General features: G+C 63.2%; 7 protein-coding genes. 3 read left to right on the top strand and 4 right to left on the bottom strand.

Annotated features, from left to right (window positions below):
- The 4 genes from VFA16_RS17790 to VFA16_RS17775 form a co-directional block, all read right to left on the bottom strand.
- On the bottom strand, positions 1-649 hold a 649-nt coding region (locus tag VFA16_RS17790; RefSeq protein WP_324969087.1), incomplete at its 3' end, for a CaiB/BaiF CoA-transferase family protein.
- Positions 649-1,407, bottom strand: coding sequence for an SDR family NAD(P)-dependent oxidoreductase (locus VFA16_RS17785; protein ID WP_324969086.1), 759 nt, complete (start codon positions 1,405-1,407; stop codon positions 649-651). The genes VFA16_RS17785 and VFA16_RS17790, both read right to left, overlap by 1 nt.
- Entirely contained in the window at positions 1,407-2,585 is a 1,179-nt protein-coding gene (locus tag VFA16_RS17780; protein ID WP_324969088.1) for an acyl-CoA dehydrogenase family protein, read from the bottom strand. Before VFA16_RS17780 ends, VFA16_RS17785 begins: the two co-directional genes overlap by 1 nt.
- Before the next feature lie 136 nt (positions 2,586-2,721).
- A complete protein-coding gene (locus VFA16_RS17775; protein WP_324969085.1) occupies positions 2,722-4,017 on the bottom strand; it encodes an amidohydrolase family protein in 1,296 nt (431 codons plus the stop codon).
- 257 nt (positions 4,018-4,274) lie between these two features.
- On the opposite strand from VFA16_RS17775, the gene VFA16_RS17770 reads away from it, so the two are divergent.
- The 3 genes from VFA16_RS17770 to VFA16_RS17760 are packed head-to-tail and all read left to right on the top strand — an operon-like array spanning position 4,275 to position 6,398.
- Positions 4,275-4,805, top strand: coding sequence for a carboxymuconolactone decarboxylase family protein (locus VFA16_RS17770; protein WP_324969084.1), 531 nt, complete (start codon positions 4,275-4,277; stop codon positions 4,803-4,805).
- Positions 4,806-4,810: 5 nt separating this feature from the next.
- Positions 4,811-6,091, top strand: coding sequence for an aromatic ring-hydroxylating dioxygenase subunit alpha (locus tag VFA16_RS17765; protein WP_324969083.1), 1,281 nt, complete (start codon positions 4,811-4,813; stop codon positions 6,089-6,091).
- Entirely contained in the window at positions 6,075-6,398 is a 324-nt protein-coding gene (locus VFA16_RS17760; RefSeq protein WP_324969082.1) for a hypothetical protein, read from the top strand. Before VFA16_RS17765 ends, VFA16_RS17760 begins: the two co-directional genes overlap by 17 nt.
- Positions 6,399-6,483 lie beyond the last annotated feature (85 nt).

Below are 6,483 nucleotides of genomic sequence, written 5' to 3'. Positions count from 1 at the left end.
AGGTGAGCGGATACCCCATCAGATCGGTCATGGTGTCGAACAGGCTGACGCTGACCGCACTACCCGACGCGTCGTTACCGCAGTCTCGGGAGTAGAGCAGGGCCAGGATCGACAGCGCCGAATACAGCCCGGTGCTGATGTCGGCCACCGGCGGCCCGGGCTTGGCCGGTGCGCCGGGATAACCGGTGACCGCGCAGGCGCCGGATTCCGCTTGTGCAAGAAGGTCGTAGGCGCGCTTGTGCGAAAGTGGACCACCCGAGCCGTAGCCGTCGATTTCGACGGCGATGACCTTCGGGTGGCGCACGGCCAGATCTCCCGGCGCGATTCCCAGCCGGCCTGTGGAGCCGGGCGCGAGGTTGGACACCAGCACGTCGGCGCGGTCGAGCAGCCGGTGCAGAATGTTAAGGCCCGCCGCCGTTTTCAAGTCGAGGGTGATTGACTCCTTGCCGCGGTTGGCCCAGACAAAGTGGGCGCCAAGCCCGTTGACGACGTCGTCGTAGTGACGGGCGAAATCTCCCCCGTTGGGGTTCTCGACTTTGATGACGCGGGCACCGAAATCGGCGAGCACCCGGGTGCACATCGGGGCGGAGACCGCCTGTTCCAGTGCCACCACCGTGATGCCGGCCAGTGGCGCCCGGGCTTGGTCCATCACATCACCATGCCGCCGTCCACCGGAAGCACCTGCCCGGTGATGTACGACGCGGCATCGGAGGCGAGAAACACGAAGGCTCCGGCGATCTCGTCCGGTTCGGCCCAGCGCTTGAGCGGGATGCGGTTCATCATGTTGGCCGCAAACTTCTCGTTGGTGCGGATCGTTTCCGTCATCGGCGTGGCGGCCAGCGGCGCCAGTGCGTTAACGAGGATGTTCTTTGTGGCGAACTCACGGGCGCAGGATTTTGTAAAACCGATGATGCCCGCCTTGGCCGCGGAGTAGTTGACCTGGCCGAGGGTTCCGGTGATGCCCGCGGCCGACGTGACGTTGATGACGCGCCCGGTGCCGTCGGTCGGCATGTAGGGCAGCGTGGCCTGTGTGCAGTTGAACGCACCCATCACATGGATGTCGAACAACAACCGAAACGACTCCGAAGTGGTCTTCTCGAACATCGCCGGCCGCGTCAAACCCGCGTTGTTCACCAGGATGTGAAGCTTGCCATCGGCAAGCGCAGCCGCCTGGGCGGCCGCCGCGTCGGCCGCTTCGCGATCCGCGACATCGAGCGCGGCAGACTCGGCGCGTCGTCCCGACGATGAAATCCTTTCTGCTACAGCAGCTGCTGCGTCCTTGTCCACGTCGGTGACAAGCACCGCCGCACCCGCGTCAGCCAGGGCCTCCGCGACCGCAGAGCCGATCCCGCCTGCGGCGCCAGTGACCAGCGCAGCGCGGCCGGACAAATCGAAATACCGGCTCATCAATAACTCCTCGGCAGCTTCAGGGTGTGCGACCCCAGGTAGTTCAGGATCATCTCTTGACTGATCGGCGCGATCTTCATCAGTCGGGCCTCGCGGAAGTAGCGCGCGACGTTGTATTCCTCGGCATAGCCCATGCCGCCGTGGGTTTGCAGTGCGCGGTCGGCAGCGGTGAATCCTGCTTCGGCGCAGAGATATTTGGCGGTATTGGCTTCCCGGCCGCACGGCTTGCCGTTGTCGTAGAGCCAGGTGGCCTTACGCAACATCAGTTCAGCCGCATCCAGCCGGGCCAGCGAGTCGGCCAGCGGGAACTGGATGCCCTGGTTCATGCCGATCGGGCGGCCGAAGACCTCACGGTCGGTGGCGTACTTGACCGCCTTGTCCAGCGCGACCCGCCCGATGCCGAGTGCTTCAGCGGCAATCAGCATCCGTTCGGGGTTCAAGCCGTCGAGGATGTACTGAAATCCTTTGCCTTCCTCGCCCACCCGGTCCTCCACCGGTACCTCGAGGCTGTCGATGAACAACTCGTTGGAGGAGACGGCGTTGCGGCCCATTTTGGGAATCGGGCGGATGTCGACGCGGGCACGGTCGAGATCGGTGAGGAAGAGCGTCATCCCGTCGGTCTTCTTGGCCCCTCTTTTTATTAGGTCATCGTGGGCCTCGGTACGGGTGAGCAGAAGGATCTTCTCCGATTCCAGCGCCTTGGAGATCCACACCTTGCGTCCGTTGACCACGTAGTGATCCCCGGCGCGCTTCGCGAACGTGGTGATGCGCGAGGTGTCCAGTCCTGCACCGGGTTCGGTCACTCCGAAACAGACGTGAAGTTCCCCTGTGACAACTCGGGGTAGCGTTCGGCGCTTGAGTTCCTCGGACCCGTGCACCACCACCGGCTGCATACCGAAGATCGACAAATGGATTGCGCTGGCGGCGTTCATGCCGCCCCCGGATTTGGCGACCTCTTCGGCCAGCAGAGTGGCTTCGGTGATCCCGAGACCGTGGCCGCCGTATTCGACGGGAATCGTCATACCGAGCCAGCCGCCGTCGGCGATCGCGCGGTAGAACTCGGTCGGAAACTCGTGCGCCTGGTCTTTTTCCATCCAATAGTGGTCGTCGAACTTCTGCGCGAGTTGTGCCACCGACCGTCGGATCAGTTCCTGGTCTTCGGTCAGCTCGAAGTTCATCCCACCGCCGGGCACTGCTAAGTCTCCTTTGGTCAGTTCATGCACCGAGATTGCGGTGATGGTCGTGAATCGGCGAAAATCACAACCCTGAACGCAATCTCGCCGCAGGTCACCGGAACAAGACCCGGTGGGCGCCTCAGTCCTTGTTGCCGGTCAGCGCTTTCGCGTTGGCTGCGAAGTCCGCGAACGACGAGCCTGACCTGTCTTTGTGGTGACTGAGCGCCCGAATCGAAACATCGTGCCCCTCAGCGGCTTTGCGCAGCGCGCCGACCGTCGCCTGCTCACGGGAGATGTGGCTGAATGGGTCGAACGAGTACCAGCGCATTGCGTTCTCGTGGGTCATCTTGTTGATGTCGTCGTCGGGCACGTTGTTGTCGGCCACGACGTCCCACAGCTCCTCCGGCGCCCCCGGCCACATCGAGTCGCTGTGCGGGTAGTCAGCCTCCCAAGCGATGTTGTCGATGCCGATCATGTCACGCAGCTTGACGCCCACCGGGTCGCTGATGAAGCAGGTCAGGAAGTGTTCGCGGAAAACCTCGGATGGCAGCTTGCCGCCGAAGTTCTGATGGGTCCACGTCGAATGCATCTCGAACGTCCGATCCACCCGCTCGAGGAAGTACGGGATCCAGCCGGTACCGCCCTCCGACAGCGCGATCTTCAGATCCGGGTATTCCTTGATCGGCCGCGACCACAGTAGATCCGCGGCGGCCTGCACGATGTTCATCGGCTGCAGCGTGATCATCACGTCCATCGGCGCGTCGGGTGCGGTGATGGCCAACCGGCCCGATGACCCGATGTGCACGTTCATCACGGTGTTGGTGTCGCACAGCGCGTTCCACAGCGGGTTCCAGTACGGGTCGTGGAAGCTCGGGTAACCCATCGCCGCTGGGTTTTCGGTGAAGGTCAGCGCATGCACCCCTTTCTTGGAGACGCGCCGCACCTCTTGAGCACACGCCTCGGCATCCCAGATCACCGGCAACGCCATGGGGATGAACCGGGCGGGGTAGGCCCCGCACCATTCTTCGATGTGCCAGTCGTTGTAGGCCTGGACCAACGCCACCGAAAATTCCGGGTCCTCGGTGGCGAACAGCCGCCCGGCAAAGCCCGGGAACGACGGGAAGCAAATCGAGGCCAGGATGCCGCCGGCGTTCATGTCCTTGATCCGCTCGTCGACGTTGTAACAGCCGGGCCGGATCTCATCGAGCCCCTGCGGCTCCAACCCGTACTCCTCCTTGGGGCGGCCGGCCACGGCATTGAGCGCCACGTTCGGGATCACCGTGTCGCGGAACTGCCAGGTGTCCGAGCCATCCGGGTTGTGCACCAGCCGGGGCGCGTCGTCGAGGTATTTCTTCGGCAGGTGGTTCTTGAACATGTCCGGCGGCTCGACCGTGTGATCATCGACGCTGATCAGGATCATGTCGTCTTTGTTCATCGCCGTTCCTTTCGCTCGGACGCGGGTCCGCTGCCCCAAGGTTCCGCCTGGAGTTCTCTACCTTTGAAAACTATCTTCTCGCAGGACGAGAATCAACATCTGCCCCGTGCGACCGCCGCCGCGGAGGCGCGCTGCTGGACGGCTGGCGCCGGCAAAACGGCTGGTTGAGCGCCGGCATTGACCAATTCACCGAATCGTGCAAGTCTATTAGTTCGAAATGAGAATATGATTCTCGGTATCTGAGAGGGGACGGCCGGATGCGCCTGGAACCGCTGCCGGCGGATCAGTGGGATGAGGCCGTGCAGCGATCGCTCGCCGACATGCTCCCGGAGGATCGCCGCAATCCGCGCGATGCCGGCAACCTCCTGGCCACGCTGGCGCGCCATCCGGAGTTGGCGCGCGCGTTTCTTCGATTCGGTGGGTATCTGCTGACCAAGTCGACGCTGCCGCCCAGGGTGCGGGAGCAGGTCATCCTGCGGGTCGCGCACCGGCGCGGCTGCGCCTACGAGTGGACACACCACGTGGCTCTTGGAAAGCGGGTGGGGCTGTCCGACGACGACATCGCGGCGGCGCGATCCGGCGAAGCAACCGACGAGTTCGACCGCGCGGTTTTCGCCTCCGTCGACGAGCTCGACGAGAAGACAAACCTGTCGGATGCGACCTGGGCCGCACTCGGCGAGCGACTCGACGACCGGCAGCGAATGGACTTGATCTTCACCATCGGCGGCTACACCGCACTGGCGATGGCGCTGAACACTTTTGGCGTCGAAGTGGAACGAGAGAGGTAAACACCGTGGCACACTTCCCGAAACCAGCTGCGGGAAGCTGGACAGAAAACTATCCCGAACTGGGGACCGCACCCATCGACTACACCGATTCGATCGACCCCGAATTCTTTGAAGCCGAGCGCGAGGCGATATTCAAGCGAACATGGCTCAACGTCGGTCGAGTGGAGCGGCTACCACGCACCGGCAGCTACTTCACCAAGGAGTTGCCCTCGGCCGGCCCCGGTACGTCGGTCATCGTGGTCAAGACCAAAGACGGGTCGATCAAGGCGTACCACAACGTGTGCCGCCATCGCGGAAACAAGTTGGTGTGGAACGACTATCCACACGAGGAAACCGCGGGCACCTGCCGGCAGTTCACCTGCAAGTACCACGCTTGGCGCTACAACCTCGACGGCGAGCTCACCTTCATCCAACAAGAGGACGAGTTCTTCGACGTCGACAAGAGCCAGTACGGGCTTGTCCCGGTGCGCTGCGAGGTCTGGGAAGGGTTTATCTTCGTCAACCTCGACGCCGACGCGCAGCCGCTGAGGGAATACCTGGGTCAACTGGCCAAGGGCATCGAGGGCTACCCGTTCCACGAGATGACCGAGGTCTACACCTACCGCGCCGAAGTCGGCAGTAACTGGAAGCTGTTCATCGACGCGTTCGCCGAGTTCTACCATGCCCCCGTACTGCACCAGGGCCAGTACACCAAAGAAGAAGCCGCCAAAATCATCAAGCACGGCTTCGAGGCGCTGTACTACGAATTAGCAAGCCCGCACGCGATGATCTCTACCTGGGGCGGACAGGCCCCGCCGCCGGACCTGAACATGGTGAAGCCCATGGACCGGAAGTTGCGCAGCGGGCTCTTCGGCCCGTGGGACCGCCCGGACGTCATCCAGAAGCTCGACCAGTTGCCGCCCGGCATCAACCCGACCGGAGCCCCGCAGTGGGGTATCGATTCGTGGCACTTCTTCCCGAACCTCATGCTGCTGATCTGGGCACCTGGCTGGTATCTGACCTACCACTACTGGCCGACCGCCGTCGACAAGCACATCTTCGAAACCAGCCTCTACTTCGTGCCGCCTAGGAACGCGCGCGAGCGCTTAGCCCAGGAGCTGGCCGCGGTGACATTCAAGGAGTATGCACTGCAGGATGCCAATACCCTGGAGGCCACCCAAACCATGATCGGCACCAAAGTGGTCCGCGAATTCCCGCTGTGTGATCAGGAAATCCTGCTCCGCCACCTGCACAAGGTGACCGGAGACTACGTTAAGGAGTACCGGAACAATGGCTCTGCCCGCTGAATTCGCCGACCTGGAGCCGTTTTTGGATTGGGCTCTGGCCACTGAGCCAGAACGCTACGCCAAGCGGCTATCCTCCTCCATGGCCGAGATGCAGGCCTTCTACGACGCGGCGTTCCCCCACCTCGACGACGTGATCGCCTACTGCGACCAGTTCCCACTCGATGACCTGCCCGACGACGCGCGCACACTGATGCACCTGATGCAGTCGCTGATCACGGTGTCGTTCCCGATCGAGGCGTGGAAGCAGCCGAAGGTGCCCGACAGCGGCGCCACGTACTTGGACTGCGTCAGGGAGCCGGTGATCTGAGCCGTGTTGACGCTCAAGGCCGCTGGGCTGCTCGACGTCGACGCCGCCGAGATCGTGCGGCCCGGCGTCCTGCGGGTCGACGGCG

The sequence above is a fragment of the Mycobacterium sp. genome (genome assembly GCF_035653355.1).
Taxonomy (GTDB): Bacteria; Actinomycetota; Actinomycetes; order Mycobacteriales; family Mycobacteriaceae; genus Mycobacterium.
This window is presented reverse-complemented; position numbering and strand designations above follow the sequence as displayed.

Bases quoted from the DNA above. Each gene is read 5' to 3' on its own strand.
- VFA16_RS17785 (WP_324969086.1), bottom strand. From the start codon at position 1,407: ATGAGCCGGTATTTCGATTTGTCCGGCCGCGCTGCGCTGGTCACTGGC.
- VFA16_RS17780 (WP_324969088.1), bottom strand. From the start codon at position 2,585: ATGAACTTCGAGCTGACCGAAGACCAGGAACTGATCCGACGGTCGGTG.
- VFA16_RS17775 (WP_324969085.1), bottom strand. From the start codon at position 4,017: ATGAACAAAGACGACATGATCCTGATCAGCGTCGATGATCACACGGTC.
- VFA16_RS17770 (WP_324969084.1), top strand. From the start codon at position 4,275: ATGCGCCTGGAACCGCTGCCGGCGGATCAGTGGGATGAGGCCGTGCAG.
- VFA16_RS17760 (WP_324969082.1), top strand. From the start codon at position 6,075: ATGGCTCTGCCCGCTGAATTCGCCGACCTGGAGCCGTTTTTGGATTGG.